The organism is Rhodococcus sp. T7 (assembly GCF_009872365.1).
Taxonomy (GTDB): domain Bacteria; phylum Actinomycetota; class Actinomycetes; order Mycobacteriales; family Mycobacteriaceae; genus Rhodococcus_F.
In genome coordinates this window covers 183482-204754 of record NZ_WXYH01000390.1, presented here as the reverse complement: position 1 = coordinate 204754, position 21273 = coordinate 183482, and the positions used below count along the sequence as shown (strand labels likewise).

At 65.7% G+C, this 21273-nt stretch carries 18 protein-coding genes; 16 read left to right on the top strand and 2 right to left on the bottom strand.

Annotated elements, in window-relative coordinates; genetic code table 11:
* Nucleotides 1-68 precede the first annotated feature (68 nt).
* Nucleotides 69-968: an alpha/beta fold hydrolase gene (locus MLGJGCBP_RS49475; protein ID WP_160104071.1), complete on the top strand. Its 900-nt coding sequence runs from the start codon at nt 69-71 to the stop codon at nt 966-968.
* Between the two features lie 205 nt (nt 969-1173).
* Here MLGJGCBP_RS49475 and MLGJGCBP_RS49470 read toward each other — a convergent pair whose 3' ends face one another.
* The gene (locus MLGJGCBP_RS49470) at nt 1174-1824 is read right to left on the bottom strand and encodes a TetR/AcrR family transcriptional regulator (RefSeq protein ID WP_160094242.1); all 651 of its coding nucleotides are present in this window, start codon (nt 1822-1824) and stop codon (nt 1174-1176) included.
* A gap of 183 nt (nt 1825-2007) precedes the next feature.
* Here MLGJGCBP_RS49470 and MLGJGCBP_RS49465 point away from each other — a divergent pair, with 183 nt between their 5' ends.
* From MLGJGCBP_RS49465 to MLGJGCBP_RS49440, 6 genes are all read left to right on the top strand, one after another.
* Entirely contained in the window at nt 2008-3609 is a 1602-nt protein-coding gene (locus tag MLGJGCBP_RS49465; protein ID WP_160094241.1) for an AMP-binding protein, read from the top strand.
* Between the two features lie 334 nt (nt 3610-3943).
* Nucleotides 3944-6688 carry a branched-chain amino acid ABC transporter permease/ATP-binding protein gene (locus MLGJGCBP_RS49460; protein ID WP_160094240.1) on the top strand — a complete coding sequence of 915 codons (2745 nt, stop codon included), beginning with the start codon at nt 3944-3946 and terminating at the stop codon, nt 6686-6688.
* A complete protein-coding gene (locus MLGJGCBP_RS49455) occupies nt 6685-7425 on the top strand; it encodes an ABC transporter ATP-binding protein (protein ID WP_201452959.1) in 741 nt (246 codons plus the stop codon). Before MLGJGCBP_RS49460 ends, MLGJGCBP_RS49455 begins: the two co-directional genes overlap by 4 nt.
* A gap of 80 nt (nt 7426-7505) precedes the next feature.
* A complete protein-coding gene (locus MLGJGCBP_RS49450) occupies nt 7506-8756 on the top strand; it encodes an ABC transporter substrate-binding protein (RefSeq protein ID WP_160094239.1) in 1251 nt (416 codons plus the stop codon).
* A gap of 21 nt (nt 8757-8777) precedes the next feature.
* Nucleotides 8778-9026, top strand: coding sequence for a hypothetical protein (locus MLGJGCBP_RS49445; RefSeq protein ID WP_160094238.1), 249 nt, complete (start codon nt 8778-8780; stop codon nt 9024-9026).
* A 77-nt stretch (nt 9027-9103) separates the two neighbouring features.
* Nucleotides 9104-9919, top strand: coding sequence for a mycofactocin-coupled SDR family oxidoreductase (locus MLGJGCBP_RS49440; protein ID WP_160094243.1), 816 nt, complete (start codon nt 9104-9106; stop codon nt 9917-9919).
* Nucleotides 9920-9995: 76 nt separating this feature from the next.
* Here MLGJGCBP_RS49440 and MLGJGCBP_RS49435 read toward each other — a convergent pair whose 3' ends face one another.
* On the bottom strand, nt 9996-10655 hold the full coding sequence (locus MLGJGCBP_RS49435; RefSeq protein WP_160094237.1) for a TetR/AcrR family transcriptional regulator: 660 nt from the start codon (nt 10653-10655) through the stop codon (nt 9996-9998).
* Nucleotides 10656-10950: 295 nt separating this feature from the next.
* On the opposite strand from MLGJGCBP_RS49435, the gene MLGJGCBP_RS49430 reads away from it, so the two are divergent.
* From MLGJGCBP_RS49430 to MLGJGCBP_RS49390, 9 genes are all read left to right on the top strand, one after another.
* Nucleotides 10951-11871, top strand: a complete 921-nt coding sequence (locus tag MLGJGCBP_RS49430; RefSeq protein WP_160094236.1) for a hypothetical protein — start codon at nt 10951-10953, stop codon at nt 11869-11871.
* Nucleotides 11872-11902: 31 nt separating this feature from the next.
* Nucleotides 11903-13039 (top strand): acyl-CoA dehydrogenase family protein, encoded by a 1137-nt coding sequence (locus MLGJGCBP_RS49425; protein WP_160094235.1) that lies wholly within the window; start codon nt 11903-11905, stop codon nt 13037-13039.
* 1 nt (nt 13040) lies between these two features.
* On the top strand, nt 13041-14069 hold the full coding sequence (locus MLGJGCBP_RS49420) for an acyl-CoA dehydrogenase family protein (RefSeq protein ID WP_160094234.1): 1029 nt from the start codon (nt 13041-13043) through the stop codon (nt 14067-14069).
* A 195-nt stretch (nt 14070-14264) separates the two neighbouring features.
* Nucleotides 14265-15131, top strand: a complete 867-nt coding sequence (locus MLGJGCBP_RS49415; RefSeq protein ID WP_160094233.1) for a branched-chain amino acid ABC transporter permease — start codon at nt 14265-14267, stop codon at nt 15129-15131.
* 18 nt (nt 15132-15149) lie between these two features.
* The gene (locus MLGJGCBP_RS49410) at nt 15150-16967 is read left to right on the top strand and encodes a branched-chain amino acid ABC transporter ATP-binding protein/permease (RefSeq protein ID WP_160094232.1); all 1818 of its coding nucleotides are present in this window, start codon (nt 15150-15152) and stop codon (nt 16965-16967) included.
* Nucleotides 16957-17679: an ABC transporter ATP-binding protein gene (locus MLGJGCBP_RS49405; RefSeq protein WP_160094231.1), complete on the top strand. Its 723-nt coding sequence runs from the start codon at nt 16957-16959 to the stop codon at nt 17677-17679. The genes MLGJGCBP_RS49410 and MLGJGCBP_RS49405 overlap by 11 nt, the downstream gene beginning before the upstream one ends.
* Nucleotides 17680-17727: 48 nt before the next feature.
* The gene (locus MLGJGCBP_RS49400; RefSeq protein WP_160094230.1) at nt 17728-18945 is read left to right on the top strand and encodes an ABC transporter substrate-binding protein; all 1218 of its coding nucleotides are present in this window, start codon (nt 17728-17730) and stop codon (nt 18943-18945) included.
* Nucleotides 18935-19543, top strand: a complete 609-nt coding sequence (locus MLGJGCBP_RS49395; protein WP_160094229.1) for a PaaI family thioesterase — start codon at nt 18935-18937, stop codon at nt 19541-19543. The genes MLGJGCBP_RS49400 and MLGJGCBP_RS49395 overlap by 11 nt, the downstream gene beginning before the upstream one ends.
* Nucleotides 19544-19823: 280 nt before the next feature.
* Nucleotides 19824-21053, top strand: coding sequence for an ABC transporter substrate-binding protein (locus MLGJGCBP_RS49390; protein WP_160094228.1), 1230 nt, complete (start codon nt 19824-19826; stop codon nt 21051-21053).
* Nucleotides 21054-21273: the final 220 nt, after the last annotated feature.

Below are 21273 nucleotides of genomic sequence, written 5' to 3'. Positions count from 1 at the left end.
ATTACTGTTCACCCCGTGGTGCACCATGGTGGAGAATGCTCGACTCGATGATGTTGGTGAGGAACTCCATGGATCCCATAGTCACCCAATCCGAATTCGCCGGTGATGGCGTCACGCTTGTCGCCGACCGGTGGGATCCACCGGCACCGGGTGACGGCGGATCGGGCGTCGGCAGAAAGGGCTTGGTCCTGTTGCTGCACGGCGGCGGGCAGACCCGGCATTCCTGGCGAAACACCGGTCGCAGCCTCGCCGCGGACGGCTGGTCCGCCGTCGCGCTGGATGCCCGGGGGCACGGCGACAGTCAATGGGCACCGGAGGGGGATTACGGCATCGATGCGTTGGTCGCCGACTTGACCTCGGTCATCACAGAGCTGGGGGAGAAGCCGGTGCTCGTCGGTGCCTCGATGGGCGGGATGACCTCGTTGATCGGGCAGGGGGAGAATCCCGAACTCGCTCGCGGCCTGGTTTTGGTCGATATCGCACCGAAGGTCGAAACGAGCGGTACCGCGGAGATCATGGCGTTCATGCGCAGTGGCCTCGAGGGTTTCGAGAGCCTCGACGCGGCGGCGGCAGCGATCGCGGCGTACACCCCGAACCGTGTCCGCAAGCCCAACCCGCAGGGGCTGCGCAAGAACCTTCGCCTGCGTGACGGCCGTTGGTACTGGCATTGGGATCCGGAGTTCCTGCGCGTCGGCGACGAACCCACTCGCCAATCCGACTCGATCGTGCGATACGAACGCGCTCGGGACGCCGCGGCCGCGATCACCGTTCCCACGATGCTCGTTCGTGGCAAGCAATCCCACGTGGTCAGTGAGGAAGGCGCGAAGGAACTGCTCGAGCTGATCCCGACCGCGAAGCTGGTCGACGTCACCGGGGCCGGTCACATGGTCGCCGGCGACGACAACGATGTCTTCAGTGGCGGGTTGAAGGGATTCCTCGACGACGAGGTTGTCGCCGTCCGCCGCTGAAGACGCCGATCCCCTCGAACATCACCTGCCATGGGCTCATCGTGGATCCGCGTCCGTGCTGTATCGGTCCTCGCGATGCCGGGGCTCGTCGGAGGACTCGTGGGCGACCGAGACGAGTCATGTGAGCCAGGGCTCCTGGCCCGCCTCCTTCACGATGCGTTCGCCGTGGTCGAGTTCCCCCGGGTGTCCATTCCCGAGAGCGACCTCAATCGACCTCGGCGCCCGGGACGGGAAGGACGATCAGGCGTACGGCCTCCTGCGCGATCGATTCGCTCGTGTATTTTTCGCGGCTGCTGTACCACCGGGACACCCAGTTGACCATGCCGAGAATGAGCCTGGTAGCCACGAGGGGATCGTCGGCGCGCAGGTGGCCGCCCTCGATGGCACGCTCGACCGTTCTCGTCCACAGTCGTTCGTACCCACTGGCCCATTTGCGCCATCTCTCGTAGGTTTCCGCCGGCAGCCCTATCCCGAAGTACACACCCGCGTACTCACGCATGCGGATCGAGGCGTCCACCTGGAACTCGATGAGAGCGATGAGGGCCTCGCGTGGGCCTTTGATCTTCCGCATCAGCTTGCGGGCCTCGACCTCGACGTTGCGGGCGCTCCGCTCGAACAACAGCGTGTGCAGGTCGTCCATCGAGCGGACCGTTCGGTAGAGGGTTGCGCGCGACAGGCCGAGTTCCTCCGCCACGGACTCGATGGACACCGCGTCGTAGCCCTTCTCGGCGTACAACTTGGCCGCGACGTCCGCCACGACATCCAGGTCGATGACGCGCCGTGGCCGCCCCACCGGACGTTTGCCGCCGTCGGCTTCGGCGACAGTCTCGGTCGTCCTCCCGTTTTTCCCCGGCATCGTGCCTCCACATCGCATCGGATATCGGGTCCACGATACGAGATCATGCGTCGTTCGACGCCGATCCCCGGACGGGGCGTCCTCGTGCAGGGTCGGAAGCCTCGGTTGACGCCAGTTTGCTATTTTGAGATAGTTAATTTCGTAATCATCGGGACACCGGCCCGCAGCGCACACGGAGGTCTTATGTCTTGGCAGGGGATCAGGCATATTCCGGTCACCCAGATTCTGGCCGAGCTGGTCTCGACGAAACCCGGCGGTATCTTCGCCAAGTTCGGGGAGTGGGCCCCCACGTACGCCGAGATCGACGCCCGCGCGAAGGAACTTGCCGGTCAGCTGCACGCCCTGGGCGCGCTCCCGGGAGACCGGATCGCCACGCTGGCGCCGAATCGGTACGAGCTACTCGAACTCTTCGTCGGTATCGCCGAGCTGGGCGGTATCCAAGTTCCGCTCAATCCCTACCTGAAGGGCGAGTTTCTCAGCCATCAACTGCGAGATTCCGCAGCCAGGATCGTGGTCACCGACGGACCGGGCTGGCGCGCACTACGCCCACTGCTGCCCGCGGTGCCGTCGATCGAGGCGGTCGTGCTGTTCGACGACGTGGACGACCGCTCGGCCGACATTCCCACCCTGCTCTACCGGGAGATGCCCGACGCCATCGCGCCCTCGGTCGACGTGGGCCCCGAATCGACGATGGCGATCATGTACACGTCCGGTACCACCGGGCAACCGAAGGGATGCGTCCTCTCGCACGGCTACTACGCGCGGGCCGGCCAGACCATCGCCGAGGTCATGAGGTTGACCGAGGACGATGTCTTCCTGACCCCGCTGCCGCTGTTCCACGCGGGTGGCCAACTGGCGTCGATCATGCCGTCGCTGATCGCCGGTATTCCCGTCGTCGTGGTCCCGGCTTTCAGCGCAACCGGATTCTTCGAGACAGCCACCGAGGCCGGCGCCACCGTCGCCAACGCGGTGGGCGCGATGGGGATGATGCTGCTCGGTACGCCGCCGGGCAAGTACGACACGGCGCACAAACTCCGGCTGTTCAACGTGTCGCCACTGGCGTCGACGTATCACCCGGAATTCCGGGAACGATTCGGTGTCGATCCCTGGACCGAGTCGTACGGACAGACCGAATGCGTGTTCCAGACCCTGAACTCCCCGTACGGGGAGCGCGACCGGGACAGCAACGGTAAACCGCTGCGCGACCTGGAGATCGCGTTGCTCGACGACCGGGGGCAGCAGGTGCCGGAGGGCGAGGTGGGCGAGATCTGCGTGCGTCCGCGGCACCGCTTCGCGATGTTCGACGAATACTGGGGCCGCCCGGAAGACACCCTGGACGCATTCGAGGGGTTGTGGTTCCACACCGGTGACTACGGCACGATCCGCGAGTCCGGTGCGCTCCGCTTCGTCGACCGCAAGAAGGACGCGCTTCGGGTGCGCGGCGAGAACGTGTCGAGTCTCGAACTCGAAGCGGCGCTGTGCCGCCATCCCGCCGTCGTCGAGGCCGCTGTGCACGCCGTGCAGTCCGAACTGGGGGAGGACGACATCAAGGCGTGCCTGGTCGTGCGGCAGGGGGAGACGGTCGAACCGTCCGGTCTGTTCGAATGGATGCAGGACCACGTTCCGTACTTCGCGGTCCCGAGGTATATCGAGATCGTCGCCGAGCTCCCGAGGAACCAGGTCGACCGGATCCAGAAGCACCTGCTGCGTGAGCGTGGTGTGACCGCCGGAACCTGGGACCACCGCGCTCTCGGGCTGACCATCGCCCGGGGCGCGCGCCGCTGAGTCTCGTCAATCGTGGGATGTTCAGTTTTTCAAGCGAATTGGCTATACGGAGAACTCTCGTGCCCCGGTGATCGGCCTCTCCGTGACGCCTGCTCCGCGGTACTCGCGACGCAAGGTGTGGCACTGCTGTGCGTGTGGGGTCCCATGCGCAAAATCGTTGCGATGCAAGCGTGTCGGTGGCGATTGATGTCCGGAAATACCTCCGAAACTAATTTGCGACGATAAGTCTTGCAATTATCGATCACGGCTCATAGAGTGGGTCACGTCACACCGACCCAGCTTCGACGGCAACCCTGGCCCGAAGGCATGCGGTCTCGGAACCCCTAGGAGAGGCATGTCGAGTTTATTGCCGTTCGTGATTGCCGGGCTGACGCTCGGTGCGGTATACGGCCTGGCCGGCGTGGGTCTCGTCTTGACCTACAAGACCTCCGGTGTCTTCAACTTCGCCCACGGTGCGTTGGCCACCGTCGCCGCGTACTCGTTCTATTCGCTGCACATCACGATGAAACTGCCGTGGCAGATGGCCGCCGCGATCGCGATCTTCGTGATCGGCCCGCTGCTCGGCCTGGCCATGGAGCTGCTGGCCAGAAGAATTCAGGCGACGAGCCTGCCTCTACAGGTCGCGGCCACGGTCGGTGTCCTGCTGGTGATCGGGGCGTCCGCTCAGTTGATCTACGGCACGGACCAGCTCCTGATCGTGCGGAAGTTCCTCGGAACCGGCACCTTCGAGCTCGGGGACACGACCGTTCTCACTGCCGACGTCATCACCTGCGCCGTCGCCCTGCTCGCCACCGTCGCACTGTCCGTCTACTTCAAGTTCACGCGACGCGGCATCGCGATGCGCGCGGTTGTCGACAACCCGGACCTGCTCGACGTCGTCGGCACGAGCCCGTCGATGACGCGCCGGATCGCCTGGGTCATCGGCGGCGTGTTCACGGCGGTCAGTGGCGTGCTGTTCGCGCCGCTGCTTCCGCTCGACGCCGTCCAACTGACGTTCCTGGTCGTTTCCGCGTTCGGCGCGGCCGCGCTGGGAGCCTTCTCGAACCTGTGGGTCACCTTCCTCGGCGGCCTGGTGATCGGTGTGCTCGCCTCGCTGTCCACCAAGTGGTTCACCGACGGAATTCTCGCCGGAATCCCTGCGGCGCTTCCGTTCCTCGTTCTCTTTGTGGTGCTGCTGGTCTTCCCGAAGCGTGCCCTGTCGGTTCCGGCGTTCACCGTTCCGCGTCCGCGTCCGGTCTGGGCGGCACCCATGCGCATGCATGTCGTCGCCGGCATCGTGCTCGTCCTGGTCCTGGCGGCTGTTCCGACGTTCGCCGGCGTCTACCTGACGGCGTGGACGACCACTCTGGCGCTGGTCATCGTGTTCCTCTCGCTGGTTCTTCTCGTCCGCACCGCCGGGCAGGTGTCGCTCAGTCATGTGGCGTTCATGGCCATCGGTGCGGTCGCGTTCTCCCGCATCGGACTTGACAGCGGGCTGCCGTGGATCGTGTCGTTGATCCTCGCCGGTCTCGTCGCGGTCCCGGTCGGTGCGATCCTCGCCATCCCCGCCAGCCGGCTCGGCGGACTGTATCTCGCGCTCGCGACGTTCGGCTTCGCCGTCCTGTTGCAGGAGATGTTCTACAGTCAGCGCTTCATGTTCGGCGCGAGCGTCACGAGCCTGAACGTCCCCCGTCCGGGTATCGATTGGTTCCAGTCCGACTCGGGCTACTACTACGTTGTCCTCGCCCTGGTCGTCGTCACCACGATCGCAGTGATGGCACTCAACATCGGGCGGCTCGGAAAGCTGTTGCGGGCCATGTCGGACTCACCGACCGCCCTTGCGACGAGTGGTGCCTCCGTCAACGTCACTCGGGTCCTGGTGTTCTGCCTGTCGGCGTTCCTCGCGGGAGTCGGCGGCGCACTCGTCGGCGCCGCGCAGACGTCGATCTCCGCGATCTCCTACCCACCGATGCTGTCGCTGACCTACTTCGTGCTGATCATGATCGCTGCCGGTGGAATGCCCTGGAGCGCAGTCATGGCCGCCGTCGGTATGACTCTCATCCCGGCTTACGTCCACGGGGAGACCGTCAACATCGTCTTCCAGCTGCTGTTCGGTGTCTTCGCGGTCATCGCCGCGATGCAGTCCGGCTCGGCAGGCGGCGCCCCCGTCGCCGTGCAGCGCGTCGTCGACCGGATCTTCGGGTCGAAGGGCAAGCACACCGAGAAGGCGAAAGCCGCGGTCGTGCCGGTCGAGCGTGAGCGGGTGTCCGGCGGCGAGTTGACCGTCGAGAATCTCCGTGTCCAGTTCGGCGGAATCGTCGCCGTCGACGGCCTCGGGTTCTCCGCGCCCACTGGAACCATTACCGGTCTCATCGGTCCCAACGGCGCGGGCAAGACCACGACGTTCAACGCCTGCTCGGGTCTCAACCAGCCCGCCCGTGGCAGAGTCCTGCTGAACGGCAAGGACGTCTCCCGCCTCGGTCCGGCTGCCCGGGCCCGGCTGGGTCTCGGACGCACCTTCCAGCGGATGCAGCTGCTGGACTCGCTGACGGTGCGCGAGAACGTCGCAATCGGTCTCGAGGCCGCCCTCGCCGGTGCCAACCCGATCAAGCACATTTTGCCGAAGCGCGGCGAGCACGCGATCGTCGATGCGCGGACCGAGGAAGCCCTCGCACTGTGCGAGCTGACCGAACTCGCGGACACGCCGGCCGCATCCCTGTCGACCGGTCAGCGCAGGCTCGTCGAACTGGCGCGATGCCTGGTGGGTGATTTCCGGATCCTGCTCCTCGACGAGCCGTCGTCCGGCCTGGACCGGGCGGAGACCGAACGGTTCGGCGAGATCCTGCGTCGCGTCGTCGACGAACGCGGGGTCGGCATCCTCCTCGTCGAACACGACATGGCGCTGGTTCTCGACGTCTGCGAGAACATCCACGTCCTCGACTTCGGCAAGCACATCTTCTCCGGCACCGCCCGGGAGGCCATGCAGTCCCCGATCGTCCAGAGCGCCTACCTCGGGGAAGACCACGACTTCGACCAGGCTGTGGCCGACGAGCTCGACGACATGGCAGTGCAGCTCCCGGAAGGTGTGCCCGCATCATGATCAACGACAACATCGTTCCCGCGATGGAACTGAAGAATCTCACGGCGGGATACGCCGGAGCGCCGGTCCTGCGCAACGTGAACATCACGGTTCCGCCGAACACGGTCGTGGCACTGCTCGGGCCCAACGGAGCAGGCAAGACCACGCTGCTGCGTGCCGCCGGCGGGCTCCTCGATCCCAGGGAAGGACTCGTCATGGTGGGGGGCACGGACGTCACGACGCGCCGTCCCCATCGCCGCGCGGCGGCGGGACTGTGCCTCGTGCCGGAGGGGCGGGGAATATTCTCCCGCTTGACCGTTCGCGAAAACCTGGCCCTGTTCGCGCCGGCCGGAAGCAAACAGGACTGCTTCGACATCGCACTCGAGGCGTTCCCCGTCCTGGGCCGCAGGCTCAAGCAGGAGGCGGGCAAGATGTCCGGCGGTGAGCAGCAGATGCTCGCCCTGACACGGTGTTTCATGACCTCGCCGAAGGTCGTCCTCCTCGACGAGGTGTCGATGGGGCTCGCTCCGCTGATCGTGGACCAGATCTTCGAGGCCCTGCGGACACTGGCGGCGACGGGCACCTCGCTGCTGCTGGTGGAGCAGTATGTCGGCCACGCACTGGCCTTTGCCGACCACCTGTACCTCCTCGATCGGGGTGAGGTGGCGTTCTCCGGATCGCCCGACGACATCGACGAGGACGAGTTGGTCCAGCAGTACCTCCACGTCGACACATCCGAGCACGCACGCACCGCGTGACCCGCAGTCGAACCACTACACATCCCCCTCGAATCTCTCGTCCGCGGACCCTCGGGCATCGCGTCCACAAGGAGTGAAAAATGCGCAATTGGAAGAAGGCTCTGGCTGTCGCCGGCACGGCGGCCGCACTGGCCGCCGTCACCGCCTGCAGCGGGGCATCGTCCTCGGGTACCGACCCCGTCAGCACGGCGTCCGGCGACCCGATCCGGATCGGATTCGTGTGTAGCTGCTCGGGTCCGCAGTCGGACGCCCTCGGCGCGACCGACGAGATCGCTCTGGCGTGGGGCAAGGCGGTCAATGCCAAGGGCGGCATCAACGGCCACCCCGTCGAAATCGTGGTGAAGGACGACGGCCTCGATCCGACGCGATCGCTGCAGGCGGTCAAGGAACTCGTCGAGGTCGAGAAGGTCGTGGCCATCGTCGGCGAGGCCAGCCCGGTCGTCGACTCCTGGGTGAACTACGTGGATGCTCAGGGCATTCCGATCGTCGGCGGGTTGTCGTTCTCGCCCCCGTTCCAGAAGAGCCCGAACTTCTTCGCCAGTGGGCCTTCGCTCGCGGTGCAGGAGTACGCGGTATACAAGATGGCGAAGGAACAGGGCCGATCGAACCTCGGATTCCTGTACTGCGGTGAGTCGCCGGCATGCAAGGACTCCCAGGTGCTCGCCGGGAAGATCGCGGATTCGTTCGACCTCGGTTTCGAGGCGATGCAGATCTCGGCGAACTCCCCGAACTTCACCGCTCAATGCATCCAGTTGAAGGAGCAGGGAGCCGACGTCCTGAAGATTCTGAACACGTCACCCGTGCAGTCGCGGGTCATGGAGAGTTGCCGGCAGCAGGGCTACCAGCCCGCCACTCTGTCCACCGCCGGCGGCCTGTCGGACGACTGGCTGAAGGATCCGAACTTCGACGGCAGGCTGACGTCCTCACCGGCCGCGAACTACACCGACGAGAGCATTCCCGCGGTCAAGGACTATCTGGACGCCGTCGACCAGCAACTTCCCGACCTGCGCGGAACCAGCCAGTTCAGCCAGCCGAACTCCCTGGTATGGGTTGGATTCGAGTTGTTCGAAGCCGCCGCGAAGGCCGGCAACGTCGGTCCGACGTCGACGCCGGACGACGTGCGGAAAGGTCTGTACGCTCTGAAGGATGAAACGCTCGGCGGTTTCTCCATCCCGCTCAATTTCACAGAGGGCACCCCGGCAAATATCCCGTGCTACTTCACGTTCGAGGTGAAAGACGGTGAGTTGACCTCTCCGGCCGGCCCGGGCTACAAGTGCCTCAGTGACGACGAGGTGGCCGACCTCCAGCGGCTGAACCAGCCGACCACGTAACCGATCCAAGGAGTGAGTGAAATGCAGGTCGTGAATCAGGGCATCGCGCAGGATGTCTCTCTGGCGGTGCTGCTCGACAACGCCCGTACCGCTATCGCGGCGGCCCGGGATGCCGGCCTCGACATCCAGAGCATCGGCATCAGTCCTGCTGACTTCGAAGCGGTCCGAGAGGCGAAGGAGTTCGAATTGCGGGTCGGTGTTCCGCTGCGGCTCTTCGGTATCGCCATCGAATCCGACGACGAGGTCAGTCTGGGCGCGGTACGCCTGTAATTCGCCGGCCCGCGGTGCGCGACCGGTCACTCTGCTTGCCCGACCGAAATGAATTCGAGAATTATGGAGAATATTTGATGAGTCAGCGTTTGCAAGGAAAAGTTGTGTTCGTGACCGGCGTCGCGCGCGGTCAGGGCAGGGCGATCGCGGTTCGCGCGGCCCGGGAGGGCGCTGACGTCATCGGCGTCGATGTCGCCGATCACCTGCCCGGTGTTCCCTATGATTCGGCGACGCTCGAGGATTTGAAGGAGACGCGTTCGCTGGTGGAGGCGACCGGGCGCCGGGCGCTGATCGAGCAGGGTGATGTCCGTGATCTGGGTTTCATGACCTCACTGGTCGACCGGGGTGTGGAGGAGTTCGGCCGGTTGGATGGGATCGTCGCCAATGCGGGGATCTGTATCCCGAACACGTGGGATGCGACGACGCCGGAGGAGTTCCGTGACACGATGGACATCAATGTCACGGGGGTCTGGCATACCGTGATGGCGGGTGCCAAGCACCTCGTCGATGCGGGCGGGGGTTCGATCGTCATGACCAGTTCGTACGCCGGGGTGAAGATACAGCCGTTCATGGTTCCCTACACGGCGAGCAAGCATGCGGTCACCGGGATGGCGCGGGCCTTCGCTGCCGAATTGGGTAAGCACAATATCCGGGTGAACAGCATTCATCCGGGCGCCGTCGAAACCCCGATGGGTTCGGGTGACATGCAGCAGCGGATTGCACAGGTGGAGGAGACCAATCCGCCGCTGGGTCTGATGGCGACGGCATTCCTGCCGGACCGCCGAATCGACGTGGACGACATCGCGGATCTGGTGCTCTTTCTGGTGTCGGACGATTCGAAGAAGATCACGTCCGAGCACATCAGTATCGATGCGGGCGCGCACTCCTACTGAGCCGGCTGCCTAACGGAGGGCCCTCGGTACCACCGGATTTCCGCTGGTAACGAGGGCCCTTTCCCGTTCCGTGCGGTCAGCATGCGGAGGAGTCGGGCGTCGGCCCGCTCCAGTTGGGGAGCACGAGTTTGATGGCCGCGTTCGCGATGTCGTCCGGTGTCGGTCCGCTCGCCGAGCTGTACCAGCGGGACACCCAGTTGACCATGCCCAGGATCAACCGCGTGGTGGTCCTGACGTCGTCGCTCTCGAGGTAGCCGGCTTCGACCGCGCTCGTGACCGCTCCCGTCCAGAGTTTCTCGTACCCGCCCGCCCACGAGCGCCAGTTGTCGTATACCTCGGGTGACAGCCCCCAGCCGAAGTAGACGCCCACGTAGTTCCTCATCCGGACGGACGCGTCGATCTGGAAGCGGATGAGGGCGATCAGTGCGGTCCCCGGCTCGCCGTGGGCGCTCAGGATCTTGCCTGCGCTGTTCTCGACCGTCGACAGGATACGTTCGAGGAGGATGTTGTGCAGCTCGTCCAGGGAGCGCACGGTTCGGTACAGGGTCGCGCGGGACACGTCGAGGCCTTCTGCGACGGCCTCGATGGACACGGCGTCGAAGCCGTGCTCGTCGTAAAGTCGAATGGCGACGGCAGCGACCTCGTCTGGGTCGATCCGCAGTTTCGGGCGCCCGACCGGACGTTTCGCAGGAGCCGTCCGATCGGCGGGTCGGCTACCTGTCGTTGTTCGCGTCATACGTACTCTCCTGGTATTGCAAGGTCTGAGGTGCGCGCCGCTCTTGCTCGGCAGAGCCGCCACATGTTCGACACCGGCGGTTGGGCAGCAATTCGATGTTCGCCAGCTTAGTTGCTGGCGCGGGACGGTACCAGTGGCCCAAGCGTGGTTGCCGAGAGCGCCTTCCGCTCAACTCTTCTCTGCATGGTCAAGCAGGTGCGATCCGGAATGAATTGCCACCGGGAGTTCCGTCGGCAACATTTATGGCATAAGCTGTCTCAATATCAAGACGTCGACATGAAAGGAGGTCGAGTCCATGTACGACGCACTTGTGTCAGCCGACATCGTGACCGACGATCCGGACGGAGCGGCCGCGGCTCTCGTGGCGCTGCTGGGCCTGCCGGCACCGAGGCCGAATGCCTTCCTCGAACCGGAGGGGCACGGCTTCCGGGCGGCCTGGTTGCGGATGCAACCGTCGCTGCGGTCGGCGCCGACCCGTATCGAAATGATCGGTGCACGCCCACGGACCGCGCCACACGACTACGTGGAGGAGCGCATCGACGCCCAGGGCAACCGCCCGGTCCGCACGCACGCGACAGTACTCGCCGGCGACGTCGAAGCGGTGATGAAGCACCTCCAGGCCAACGATGTGCGACACCGGGTCACCCCGGTGAGCGAGGACTTCGACTTCCCCCGGGTGTGGGTCGGCGTCACAGCCGACGACCCTCTGGGCTACGACGCCGACGTGGACGCCGGTCTGTGGATCGAGGTCGTCCCCACCTCGAGTTCGGGTGTGCCCGCCGTCCCCGCCGAAGACGGTGCCGGCGACGGCCCGGGTGTGCGCAGGATCAGGGCCCGGAGGTTTCTGGTCGACGACGTCGACGCCGCGGTGCGGGCCCTCGACGCGAACCTCGGACTCGTGGCCACCTCGGTCGGCACGCGCGAGTACGGGATCGGCGCGACCTACGAGTTGGGGAATCCGCTCAGTGCGGCGCTCGAACTGTGCCAACCGCGCCCGGACTCCGAGCTCGGCACGTTCCATCGCGAGTGGGGACCGGGACCGCACGCCGTCGTCCTCGAAGTTGGCGACCTCGACTACATGGAGGCGTTGCTCGCCGATCGGGGTGTCGTGGGTGTCACCTCGACGAACGCGGACGGGGAGCGGATCCGTCGTCTCGACCCGTCGTCGACGCTGGGTGTCCCGTTCGAGTTGGTCGAACCCCGAGCGCACTCCTGACCCGTAACCATTTCAAATCCAAGGTGGCAAAATGAATCTCGAGGAATCCTCGACCGACCACGAATTTCGGATGGAGGCGCGCGACTGGCTGCGGACGAATCGTCCGGCCGAACGGTTGCCGTCCCCCGATACCGAGCGCGGCTTCGCTCTCAACCGCGAGTGGGAGCGGACGCTCTTCGAGGCCGGGTGGGCCGCGGTGTCCTGGCCTGCGGAGTACGGCGGCCGCGGTCTCGGCCTGTGGGAGTGGATGATCTTCGAGGAGGAGTACTTCGCCGCGGGCCTGGGCCCGCGGGCCGCACAGAACGGGCTGTTCCTCCTGGCGCCGTCGTTGTTCGAGTTCGGCACGGACGCGCAGAAGGCGGAACTGCTGCCCCGCATCGCGGGGGTCGAGGACATGTGGGCGCAGGGCTGGTCGGAACCCGAGGCGGGCAGCGACCTCGCCGCTGTGCGGGTTCGGGCGGACAGGGACGAGGCGGCCGGCGGGTGGCGGGTCAACGGTCAGAAGACCTGGAGCACGCGCGCCCCGTTCTGCAACCGGCTCTTCGCTCTGGTGCGAACGGATCCCGAGTCCACGCGCCACCGCGGCCTGTCGTACCTGCTGATCGATCTGGACGCCCCCGGCGTCACGGTTCGTCCGGTGCAGAAGCTGGGCAACGAGACCGGCTTCGGCGAGATCTTCTTCGACGACGTGTTCGTTCCCGACTCCGACGTGCTCGGCGGGGTCGGCAACGGCTGGAAGGTCGCGATGGCGACGACCGGTTCCGAGCGTGGTCTCATCCTGCGCTCGCCCGGCCGGTTCATGGCTGCGGCCCAGAATCTCGTCGATCTGTACGCCTCCGTCGACGGCGCTTCGTCGACCCTGAAGCGGGACGTCGTCGACGCGTGGATTTCGGCCCAGGCCTACCGCTACAACTCGATGAAGACCGTCACCCGAATAGCGGAGGGCGGCAAGGTCGGAGCGGAATCGAGCGGTAACAAGGTGTTCTGGTCGGAGATGGACGTGCACATGCACGAGACGGCGCTCGACCTGCTCGGTGACGGTGCCGAGATCGACGGAAAGTGGTGGCACGGGTTCATCACGTCGATGGCCACACCGATCTTTGCAGGAACCAACGAGATTCAGCGCAACATCGTCGCTGAGCGTGTACTTGGAATGCCGAGGAGCTGACATGCGTTTCGCACCGACCGAGGAACAGATCGCCTTCGCGGAGGCGACGAGAAGTTTTGTGTCACGGGAGTGCCGGCCCGACGTGGTCCGTACGGCATGGGCCACCGGCCGGACGCCTGCGGCCCTGTGGGACGGGCTCGACGGGCTCGGCCTGCTGACGCTGCTCGCGCCGGAGGAACTCGGTGGCGGTGGTAGCGAACTGGAGCTGACGTCGGCGTTCGAGGAGTTGGGCCGGGCCGCCGCGCCCGGGCCGGTCGTCGAGCACGCTGCCGTCGCCGTCCCGCTGCTCGCCGCCCTGGCTCCGGACCGGCTCACGGATTCCGCAGTGATGAGCGGAGGCCTGACGGCGACAGTCTCGGACGTCGTCCCCCATCTCGGTGCCGGACACGCGCTCGTGCTGGAGCCGGATCGCATCCGGCTCGTCGATCTGAACGGCATCGAACCGCGGGAATCGATGGACTCGTCCCGGATGGTCGGACGCCTGGACCGGTCACGGATCGACGCGGCCGAGGTCCTCGCACAGGGTCCCGGCGTGACCGTCCACATCGCGCACGCGGAGGACCGTGCGGCGCTGACGACGGCCTCGTTCCTGCTGGGACTGTCCGCGAGGGCAATCGAGATCACCGTCGAGTACACCTCGAGCAGAAAGCAATTCGGCACCCCGATCGGGACCTTCCAGGCGGTCAAGCATCACCTGGCGAATGCGCACATCGCGGTCGAGATGGCCCGCCCGGTCGCGGAAGCGGCTGCCTGGTCGATGGCGACAGGCGCCGACGACTCCCGCCGCGTCTGCTCGATGGCGAAGGTGATGGCGAACAAGGCTGCCCGCACCACGGCGAAAGCGGCCCTGCAATGCCACGGTGCCATCGGGTACACGATGGAAGCAGATCTCCACCTGTACCTGATGCGGATCTGGAGTCTGCTCAATGCCTGGGGGACAACCGAATTCCACTCGGACAGAGTGTTCGACTCCGTGGGTGAGGTCGTCACGGATGCGAATCCTTCGCGGCAGGCAATTCTTGTCGGCTGAACCGCCGTCGGGGCCGTTCCCAGGATCGGCCCCGACCGCACCGTGCGTGTAATCGACTGGGGCAACGTCTATTTGAGGAACCCACTCTTGCACATTGGATATGAGACTAATAAGATCTAAATTATGTGGCGGGGCTCACGCCACGGTCCCGGGACGACGTGTGGATTCCGACGGGGCACGGCGAAAGGATTACACGTGACGTTGCTGTGGTCGGCCCTGGCGATCGGCGCGCTGTACGCGCTCGTCGCGGCGCTGTTCAACATCGGAATGGCGCAATCCGGGGTCTTCAATTTCGCTGCGCCGCAGACCGTGATGGTCGGAGCGTTCGTCTCGTACGAATTCGTTTCCCGGGGACCGCAGATCTCCGCCGTCCTGCTGGTGCCGGTCTGCCTACTGGTCGGCGCCGTACTCGGCTACGTGACCGAACTGGTCGCCGTGAGGCCGGTCATCTCGAGGGGCGGTGACGGCATCCTGATCACCACGGTCGGTGTCGCCTTCGTCCTCGAGGGGATCGCCTTCGCGACGTACGGAACCGACGGGCACCGGGTTTCGGTCTTCGGGCTGGACCGGGGCATCGACCTCCTCGGCGGACGACTCGCAGTGGTCGACATCGTCCTCGTCTTCGCCGCGGTGGCCGGCATCTTGGCCCTGCACACCCTGACCCGCCGGAGCCGATGGGGACTCGAGGGCCGGGCCGTGACCATCGATGCCACATCGGCGATGCTCAGGGGCATCAACGGCACCCGCGGCCGGGCTCAGGTGCTGATGCTCGCCGGCGCGCTGGGGAGTGCGCTGGGCATCCTGGCCGCCACGAAAATCCACTCCTCCTTCGACCTCGGGATCCAGCTGCTGGTCTACGCCTTCGTCGCATTTGCGGTGGGAGGAATCGGCAGCTTCCACGGGTGCCTCGTCGGCGGGCTGATCGTCGGCCTACTGCAGGCGTACACGGCCCGCTACATCGGCGCCGAATACTCACTGATCTTCGCGTTCGCCCTCCTTCTCCTGACGCTGCTGATCCGCCCGACAGGGCTGTTCGGGACACGTCAGCTCCGGCTCGTCTGAACTAGGAGAAATCGACCCATGGAGCGGATCGTCAAGTACGGCTGGACCGTACCCGTCGTGTTGTGGCTCGTCGTCCTGCTCCTCCCCGCGCTCGGCTTCTCGATGCTGTCCGAGCGCCAGATCATCCTGATCGGCGTCTACTGCCTCGTCACGGCCGGCATCAACCTCAGCTTCGGGTTCGGCGGTGAACTCGCGCTGGGTCAGGTTGCCGTGATGGCAGCCGGGGCGTACAGCGCGATGATTCTCGGCATCAACGGGATCGACGATCTCGTCGTCAATCTCGTCGTCGGCTGTGCTGCGGGCGCCCTGCTGGGTCTGGTCACCGGCCTACCCGGTCTTCGGCTCAGCAAGTGGTCGCTCGGACTGACGTCGTTCTTCCTGATCATGTTGTTGCCGTCCGTCGTGGTAGCCCTGCGGGAGTACACCGGCGGGCTGGAGGGCAAGTTGATATCCCCGCCCACCTTGCTCGGCGTCCCGCTGACGACCGGCGAACTCTACACCACCACCGTCGTGGTGGTCGGACTGTGGCTCGTCATCTTCCGCAACCTGATCCTCTCCGCCTACGGCGTGGCATTGAGATCGTTCCGCGAGAACCCGCGCCTGGTGGAATCCCTGGGTCACTCGGCCACCACGATGAAGCTCAGTTCATATGTCGTGGGATCGATTCCCGCCGCGATGGGCGGAGTGCTGTACGCGTACCTCGCCGGATACATTTCACCCGCCCCGTTCAACCTGTCGATGCTTCTGGCGGTTCTGGCGGCCTCGGTCCTCGGCGGAACGCGCAGCATCTACGGTTCGGTGATCGGTGCGGCGATACTCGTGATCGTCCCGGACCGGATCTCCTCGTTCGAGGTCTACTCGATGGCGATCTTCGGTGCGTTCCTGGTCATTGTGGCCGTGCTGTTCTCACACGGCATCGCGGGCTACCTGTCGATGCTGAAGAAGCGGACGCTGGGTGGGGTGTCGGCAAGCCGGAAACGCGCCGTGCCACAGCGCGCGGACGTGGTGCTACCGGACCTGAGCGGGGGCACACTGTCGGCGAGTGGTGTGACGAAGCACTTCGGCGGCGTGGCCGCGCTCGACGGGGCCGGTGTCGTCGCCGAGCCGGGCATGATCACCGCGATCATCGGCAGCAACGGCGCGGGGAAGACGACTCTGCTCAACGCGATCTCGGGTTTCATCAGGCCGGAGGCGGGGGAGATCGAGATCGACGGCACGTCGATCTCTCGCCTCACCGCCGCTGCCGCGGCCCGGTCGGGCGTATCCCGTGCGTTCCAGACCCCGGCGATTCCCGACGAGATGAGCATCCGGGAGATCGTCGCTTCCGGAATGCTGCGCGCGGGCCGATTTCGTCCCGTGGCCGCAATCCTCCGCCTACCCTCCTACCGGCGCGCGCGGCGTGAGGAGACCGACCGAGCCGACGCGTTGATCGCACTCGTGGGGCTCGATCACCTCGCGGACCAGGAAGCGGCCACGCTTCCCCTGGGCACGCGCCGCCTGCTCGAGGTTCTCCGTGCCGCGGTCGGTGCGCCCAAGGTGATCCTGCTCGACGAACCGGCCGCCGGTCTCGACGAGACCGCGCTGGACGACCTGACGCGCCTGTTGCAGTCGCTGCGGAAACTCGGCGCAACCATCGTCCTCATCGAACACAACGTGCCATTCGTGATGTCGTTGGCCGACACAGTGTTCGCGATGCACCTCGGGAAGGTCATCGCGTCAGGTGATCCCGAGGCGGTGCGCAACTCTCCCCAGGTGATCGAGAGTTACCTGGGTCGTCCGCTGACCGTGGCAGTGGCCGAGACGTTCGATCCGCAAGGAGCGCAGGATGTCCGATGATATTCGCGGTGGTCGACTCGAGGTGAGCGGTGTCAAGGTCGCCTACGGGGACATGACGGCTGTGTGGGATGCCGGACTGACCGCCTCGCCCGGCAGGGTCACGGTCCTGCTGGGGTGCAACGGCGCCGGGAAGACGTCACTGCTCAACGGGATCGCCGGATCGCTTCCGAGCAGTGCAGGTTCGGTGGTGCTGGATGGGAAGGATCTCTCCGGCTCGCCTGCGTGGAAGCGGGCACGTTCCGGGATCAGCCTGGTCCAGGAGGGCCGGCGGATCTTCGGAGACTTGCGAGTCGACGAGAATCTCCTGCTCGGATTGCCCCGGGTGTCGTCGGCCGAGCGGCGGCGACTGCTGGACGACGTGTTCGAGGACTTCCCACTTCTGCACGAGATGCGTGCACGCGTGGCCGGGCACCTGAGCGGTGGGCAGCAGCAACTGCTCGCCATCGCGCAGGCGGTCGCCGGTCGACCCCGAGTGCTGCTCGTCGACGAGCCGTCGTCAGGCCTGTCCCCGGTCGCCTTCGCCCAGGTCCTGGACGTGATCAAGTCCGTCCGGGACCGCGGTCTCGCCGTCGTGCTGGTCGACCAACTCGTCGACCTGCTCCTCGACGGGATCGCCGACGACGTCGTCGTCCTCGATCGGGGGCGGGTGACGTTCGCGGGTTCGGCCGAGCAGATGACCCCCGATCGGATCACTTCGGATTTTCTTGCCTGAGGCCGTCGCCGAAGCGTCGTGCCCGGGCCTCGAGGAAAGTAGGAATCGATGAATCGCACCGCCACCCGCCGATGGCTCACCGGCCTGGCCGGGCTGTCGTGTACCGCTCTCGTGTTGACCGGTTGCAGTGCCGGTGCGGGTGCAGGCAACGACGGGTCCGCATTCCACGTGCTGGCGCTGGCCCCGCTGAGTGGGCCGCTGAGTTCTCTCGGATCTCTCCAGGTCGCGGGGCTCGAAGCCGCCGCTGACATCATCAACGACAAGGGCGGCATCGACGGCCGCACGGTCGTCGTGGACGCCGAGGACAACGCCGGTGACGCCGCGACCGGTGTCGAACGGCTGCAGACCTACCTCACCGACGACGGCAGGCCGGACATGCTCATGCCGGGCCTGACGAGCCAGGAGGTGATGGCCGTCCTGCCCCTCGCCACCGCGAACCAGATCCTGACCATTCACGTCGGGGGTGCCACCGATGCGAACGATCCCGAGAAGTTCCCGTACGCCTTCGGTTCCGGCACGACGTTCATGGAAGTGAATGAGCGCGTCATCGAGCACTTCCGAGCCGAGGGGTACCACAAGATCGCGTACATCGGGGCGGACACGACGAGCGCACGACTGAGCTTGGCCGCGATGGAGAAGGCAGGCAGCGAGCACGGGATCTCGGTGGTCTCGGAACTGGTGGCGCCGACGTCGGTCGACGTCACGCCCACGATGCTCAAGCTCGCCGCGCAGCAGCCGGACGCACTGTTCCTCGCGGGAGCCGGGCCGATCACCGGTGTCTACCTCTCGAGTGCCCGGACCGCCGGATGGGACAAGCCGATCTTCGGCAGCAGTGAGACCTGCGCAACCGACTTCGCCACCATCGCCCGACCGGAGCAATGGTCGAACGTCCAACTCCACTGCTACGCCTTCGCGGTCGAGGGGCAGCCGAGTGCGCAGAGCGAGACGTTCGCCGCCTTCCGCCAGGCACTGGGCAACCACACCGACCAGCCGATCGGCGTGAGCCTCGTGACCCCGGGGTTCACCTACAACGATCTGATCCTCGCGTGGGGGGCGTACGAGGCCAGCGAGAGCAACGAGGCCGCGGAGCTCGCGACCGCACTCGAGAGCGGCAGAGTTCCGGCCGAGATCCGGGAGAAGTACATCGGACCCGTGGACTGGGACTTCAGCGCCGACGACCACACGATGACTTGGGGTGCCGACGAACTCGTGTTCGTGCACGCGGGCCCGACCGTCGACGGAATGCTCGTTCCCGATGCCGACTAGCGAGGTGCGACCCGATCGGGAGATCACCGGGAGGGCCGAATCACCGATCCTCCCGGCACCGGTCTTCGACCGGCTCATCGCCGAGATGCGACGCTTCCAGGACCTGCTCGCCGGCGCGGCCCTCCCGGCTGCCGACGCGGAACAGCTGACAACCCTGCTCGCGACGGGTGCGTCGTCGCTCGCGGAGCACCAGGTGCCCGACGCCCGGCGCGACTTCTCGAACCGCCGCGACGTGCCGAGCCGCGGCCAATCGATGACACCGTGGTTCGAGGTGGTCGAACGCGATCACGACAGCGTGGTCGCGCAGGTGCGATTCGGGCGGTTCTTCAACGGTGTCGGCGGTGTGGCACACGGCGGTACGATCCCGCTGATCTTCGACGACGTACTCGGCTCACTGGCGTCGTGGGAACGCTCACGTTCGCGCACGGCCTATCTCAACGTGTCGTACCTGTCGGTCACACCGCTCGACACGCCGCTGATACTCGAGGCCGCGTTCGAGCGGGAAGAGGGGCGCAAGCGCTTCCTCCGAGGCACGTTGCGGAACGGGGACACCGTGTGCGCGCGAGCGGAGTCGTTGTTCGTCGCCACCACGATCTGACGGGGTGCACGTGCTGTGAATCGGATAGTCCTTCCGTAACCCTGTGCAGCGCAGAAATCGAAGTCGAGCGGGTTGTGAATTCCGGTCCTCCGCATGTTGACATCCGCACCTTCGGTCGTGTGTAGTGGGTCACATCACAGTTTTGAGTCGATAATTCTCGTAATCGATATCGACCGGGGGCGGTTCGTCTCCAACTCCTTCCCGTCGATCCTGTTCCCGATATACCAGCAAGCGTGAATGTGCTGGGCCGCAGTTTCATTGGAATCCCGGAAGGAACGTCATGAATTTGTGGAGGAAGCTGGCCCCGATCGCCGGAGCCTCGCTGATCGCCCTCGTCGCCAGCTGTGGCCAGGTCGAAGAACCGGCGAGCACGGTGACCGGGGACCCGATTCGAATCGGATTCGTGTGTAGCTGCTCCGGGGCGCAGTCGCATGCCCTCGGCCGGATGGCGGACGTCGCCGAGGCATGGACTGAATCGGTGAATGCTTCCGGCGGGATCAACGGCCACCCCGTCGAGGTCATCCTCAAGGACGACGGACTCGACGCCGCCCGCTCGCTCCAGGCGGTGAAGGAGTTGGTCGAGAACGACAAGGTCATGGCCATCTCCGGTGAAGCGAGTCTGGTCAGCTCCTCGTGGGTGAACTACCTCGCCGACAAGAAGGTCCCCGTCGTGGGTGGGCTCACCTTCTCCACGCCGTACGAGACCAGCCCCGACTTCTTCTCGACCGGTGCGTCGTTGACGCTGCAGGAGTACGGCGCCTATTCCCTCGCCAAGGAGCAGGGAGCCGAAAAACTCGGATTCCTGTATTGCTCCGATTCACCGACCTGCAAGGACTCCGCGGGCGTCGCCGAAAAGATCGTCAAGGGCCTGGGTATGGAGATCGTCTCGGCGCCCGTCTCATCGACCGCCCCCAACTACACGGCGCAGTGCCTGCAGATGCGCGACGAGGGAGTGGACGCCCTCATGATCCTCAACTCGGGACCCGTGCAGGCGCGCGTGCTGTCGAGTTGCGCCCAGCAGGGATACACACCGACCACCGTCTCCTCCGCCGGCGGGTCCTCGGACACGTGGACGCAGGACCCCAATTTCGACGGGCGACTGATGTCGTCGGCCATCGCGCCGTGGCAGGACGACTCCGTCCCGGGAGTCCGGACCTTCCTCGACGCCATCGACACCTTCGCCCCTGACCTTCGCGGTTCGGAACTGTTCCAACAGCCCGCCGCGCTCGTGTGGGCGGGACTCGAGTTGTTCAAGGCCGCAGCCGAAGGCGGCGGGGTGGGACCGCAGTCGACGCCGGCCGATGTGCGCAACGGTCTCTACGGCCTCGTGGACGAAACGCTCGACGGGTGGACTGCACCACTCAACTTCCGCGAGGGGGAGACGTCGTCGGTGCCGTGCTACTTCGTGATGGGAATCGAGGACGGCGCATTCGTCTCCCCGGGGGGTGCGGACCCGATCTGTGTCGACGACGGCGTGTACACGGGTCTGAAGGCTCTCCGCGCTCGCTGAGTAGGCGGTGAAGGCAAGGCCGGGACTCCTGTCCGGGCGACATCGACAAACGCGTGTGGGAGAGAACTCATGCTGAACAAGGAAGACAACGACCTGCTCACCCGCGTGGAGGGTGACGCGCCGATGGGTGTGTTGATGCGTCGGTACTGGACGCCGGTGCTGATGTCGGAGGACGTCGTCTCGGACGGCGCTCCGCGGCGGATCAAGATCCTCGGCGGCA

What these genes read in the sequence shown, in the direction of transcription:
- MLGJGCBP_RS49475 (WP_160104071.1), top strand. Translation starts at nt 69, where the DNA reads ATGGATCCCATAGTCACCCAATCCGAATTCGCCGGTGATGGCGTCACG.
- MLGJGCBP_RS49470 (WP_160094242.1), bottom strand. Translation starts at nt 1,824, where the DNA reads ATGCCGGGGAAAAACGGGAGGACGACCGAGACTGTCGCCGAAGCCGAC.
- MLGJGCBP_RS49465 (WP_160094241.1), top strand. Translation starts at nt 2,008, where the DNA reads ATGTCTTGGCAGGGGATCAGGCATATTCCGGTCACCCAGATTCTGGCC.
- MLGJGCBP_RS49460 (WP_160094240.1), top strand. Translation starts at nt 3,944, where the DNA reads ATGTCGAGTTTATTGCCGTTCGTGATTGCCGGGCTGACGCTCGGTGCG.
- MLGJGCBP_RS49455 (WP_201452959.1), top strand. Translation starts at nt 6,685, where the DNA reads ATGATCAACGACAACATCGTTCCCGCGATGGAACTGAAGAATCTCACG.
- MLGJGCBP_RS49450 (WP_160094239.1), top strand. Translation starts at nt 7,506, where the DNA reads ATGCGCAATTGGAAGAAGGCTCTGGCTGTCGCCGGCACGGCGGCCGCA.
- MLGJGCBP_RS49445 (WP_160094238.1), top strand. Translation starts at nt 8,778, where the DNA reads ATGCAGGTCGTGAATCAGGGCATCGCGCAGGATGTCTCTCTGGCGGTG.
- MLGJGCBP_RS49440 (WP_160094243.1), top strand. Translation starts at nt 9,104, where the DNA reads ATGAGTCAGCGTTTGCAAGGAAAAGTTGTGTTCGTGACCGGCGTCGCG.
- MLGJGCBP_RS49435 (WP_160094237.1), bottom strand. Translation starts at nt 10,655, where the DNA reads ATGACGCGAACAACGACAGGTAGCCGACCCGCCGATCGGACGGCTCCT.
- MLGJGCBP_RS49430 (WP_160094236.1), top strand. Translation starts at nt 10,951, where the DNA reads ATGTACGACGCACTTGTGTCAGCCGACATCGTGACCGACGATCCGGAC.
- MLGJGCBP_RS49425 (WP_160094235.1), top strand. Translation starts at nt 11,903, where the DNA reads ATGAATCTCGAGGAATCCTCGACCGACCACGAATTTCGGATGGAGGCG.
- MLGJGCBP_RS49420 (WP_160094234.1), top strand. Translation starts at nt 13,041, where the DNA reads ATGCGTTTCGCACCGACCGAGGAACAGATCGCCTTCGCGGAGGCGACG.
- MLGJGCBP_RS49410 (WP_160094232.1), top strand. Translation starts at nt 15,150, where the DNA reads ATGGAGCGGATCGTCAAGTACGGCTGGACCGTACCCGTCGTGTTGTGG.
- MLGJGCBP_RS49405 (WP_160094231.1), top strand. Translation starts at nt 16,957, where the DNA reads ATGTCCGATGATATTCGCGGTGGTCGACTCGAGGTGAGCGGTGTCAAG.
- MLGJGCBP_RS49400 (WP_160094230.1), top strand. Translation starts at nt 17,728, where the DNA reads ATGAATCGCACCGCCACCCGCCGATGGCTCACCGGCCTGGCCGGGCTG.
- MLGJGCBP_RS49395 (WP_160094229.1), top strand. Translation starts at nt 18,935, where the DNA reads ATGCCGACTAGCGAGGTGCGACCCGATCGGGAGATCACCGGGAGGGCC.
- MLGJGCBP_RS49390 (WP_160094228.1), top strand. Translation starts at nt 19,824, where the DNA reads ATGAATTTGTGGAGGAAGCTGGCCCCGATCGCCGGAGCCTCGCTGATC.